We start from the raw sequence: 2,111 nt of genomic DNA on the forward strand, positions 1-2,111 counted from the left end.
CACGTAACAGAGGGGACCCCTAGATGAGCCGAAAAAGACCGACCGTCGCGGATTTGCGCGCCATGAAGGGCAAGCGCCAGCTGACCATGCTGCGCGTGCTGACGATGGACGAGGCCGAGGCTGCCGAACGGGCAGGGGTCGATATCGTCTCGGTGCCGCCCGAGCTGGTGCTCAACCCTGAGTACCGCGACGCAGCACCCAGCCTGTTCACCATGCCGGGTGATAATTTCTACGAGATCGGCACATCGGACGATTTCCTGCGCTGGGCCTTCCGGCTCTACAAGGCCGGCGCCGACGCGGTCTATTGCAGCGCCGGCTACGCCACGATCAAGCGGATGGCGGACGATGCCATTCCGGTCATCGGCCATGTCGGCCTTATTCCTTCCCGCGCGACCTGGACCGGTGGCTTCAAGGCTGTCGGCAAGACCGCCGACACTGCCATGGAGGTCTTCGCGGCGGTCAAGCAGCTGGAGGCCGCCGGCGCCATCGGCGCCGAGATCGAAGTGGTGCCGGTCGAGGTGGCCAAGGCGATCTCGGAACGCACGTCGCTGATCATGCTGTCGATGGGGGCGGGCACCGGCTGCGACGCGCAGTATCTGTTCGCCGACGACATCCTCGGCCAGAACCGTGGCCACATGCCGCGCCACTCCAAGGTCTACCGCAACTTCGCCGCCGAATTTGATCGTTTGCAGGCCGAGCGCATCGCCGCGTTCTCGGAATATGTTGCCGATGTCAACAGCCTGGCCTATCCCGAAGACAAGCATGTGGTGCATATGGACCCGGCTGAGCTCAGCCTGTTCATGAAGAGGGTCGACGGGGCGTGAAATCTCAAGACAATGATGCGACGGGCGAGGCCGCGCCGGTTCATATTCTTACCCTTTCCTGCGAGGACCGGCCGGGGATCGTCGCCGCCGTCACGGCGGAGCTTGCCGCGAACGGCGCCAACATCGCCGAAAGCAGCCAGTTCTGGGACCGGCAGACCAATCGCTTTTTCATGCGGATCGCCTTCATCAGCCCGCCAGGCTCGACCAAGGACAGCCTGGAGCGGGCCCTGAAATCAAGCGTCGATCGCTTCGGCATGAAGACCGCGCTGGTCGATCAGGGACGCGGCCCGAAGATCATCGTCATGGTCTCCAAGTTCGACCACGCGCTTCTCCACCTGCTGTACCAGATCAGGGTCGGCTGGCTGAACGCGGAGGTTGCCGCCGTCGTCTCCAATCACGAGGATGCCCGACGCTTCGCCGAGCTGGAGGGCATTGCCTACCACCATTGGCCGACCACCAGGGAAAACAAGGCCGAACAGGAACAGAAGCTGCTGGACCTGGTGCAGCGGACGGGGGCCGAACTGGTCATCCTGGCGCGCTACATGCAGGTCTTTTCGAAGAGCCTGTCGGACCGGCTGTTCGGACGGGCGATCAACATCCACCATTCCTTCCTGCCAAGCTTCAAGGGCGCCAAGCCCTACCACCAGGCTTTCGACCGCGGCGTCAAGCTGATCGGTGCGACCGCGCATTATGTCACCTCCGACCTCGACGAGGGCCCGATCATCGATCAGGAGACCGAACGCGTCACCCATGCGATGAGCGCCGAGGACTTCGTCGCTGTCGGGCGCGACATCGAAAGCCGGGTTCTGGCGCGCGCCGTCAAGTTGCATCTTGAAGCCCGCGTCATGCTCAACGGCCACAAGACCGTCGTCTTCTGAGAAGCCGCGTCAGGTCGGCCAGCTCCCGCCGGCGAGCGCGGCGTAGAGTGCCTCGGCGTCGATGCCGAGCGGCCGGTCCTCCTTCAGCGTCGGGACGAGTGCACGGATTGCCGTGTGAATCGCGGCGGTGCGTGGCGCCGGCGTGAAACCGTCGCGCAGGTCGACCGCCTGGGCGGCGGCCATCAGCTCGAAAGCGATCACGCGGCGCCACAGCGCGATCATCCCGGCGCATTTCGCGACCGCGAGAGGTGTCTGCGTGGCGTGATCCTCGACGCCTTCCGACACGGCCAGGAAGTCGAGCATGACAGGATTGGCCTTGTGGCGGATGGCGGCAAGGATCGACGTCGCCGTCTTCTGCAACGGCACGAAGCCGGCGGAGGCGCCGCCGACCGGCGACAGATATTTTGGC

The 2,111-nt window shown here is 64.6% G+C and carries 3 protein-coding genes; 2 read left to right on the forward strand and 1 reads right to left on the reverse strand.

Annotation, left to right across the window (positions count from 1 at the left end):
- The first annotated feature begins 23 nt into the window (after positions 1-23).
- Complete coding sequence (locus EN935_RS32775; protein ID WP_127263452.1) at positions 24-824, forward strand: 3-methyl-2-oxobutanoate hydroxymethyltransferase; 801 nt, start codon at positions 24-26, stop codon at positions 822-824.
- Positions 821-1,702 carry a formyltetrahydrofolate deformylase gene (gene purU, locus EN935_RS32780; RefSeq protein WP_127263451.1) on the forward strand — a complete coding sequence of 294 codons (882 nt, stop codon included), beginning with the start codon at positions 821-823 and terminating at the stop codon, positions 1,700-1,702. Before EN935_RS32775 ends, purU begins: the two co-directional genes overlap by 4 nt.
- 9 nt (positions 1,703-1,711) lie before the next feature.
- Here purU and EN935_RS32785 read toward each other — a convergent pair.
- The coding region (locus EN935_RS32785; protein WP_164771559.1) for an aromatic amino acid lyase at positions 1,712-2,111 on the reverse strand (400 nt) is incomplete at its 5' end.

It is taken from the genome of Mesorhizobium sp. M7D.F.Ca.US.004.03.1.1 (assembly GCF_003998635.1).
Taxonomy (GTDB): domain Bacteria; phylum Pseudomonadota; class Alphaproteobacteria; order Rhizobiales; family Rhizobiaceae; genus Mesorhizobium; species Mesorhizobium loti.

What these genes read in the sequence shown, in the direction of transcription:
- EN935_RS32775 (WP_127263452.1), top strand. Translation starts at nt 24, where the DNA reads ATGAGCCGAAAAAGACCGACCGTCGCGGATTTGCGCGCCATGAAGGGC.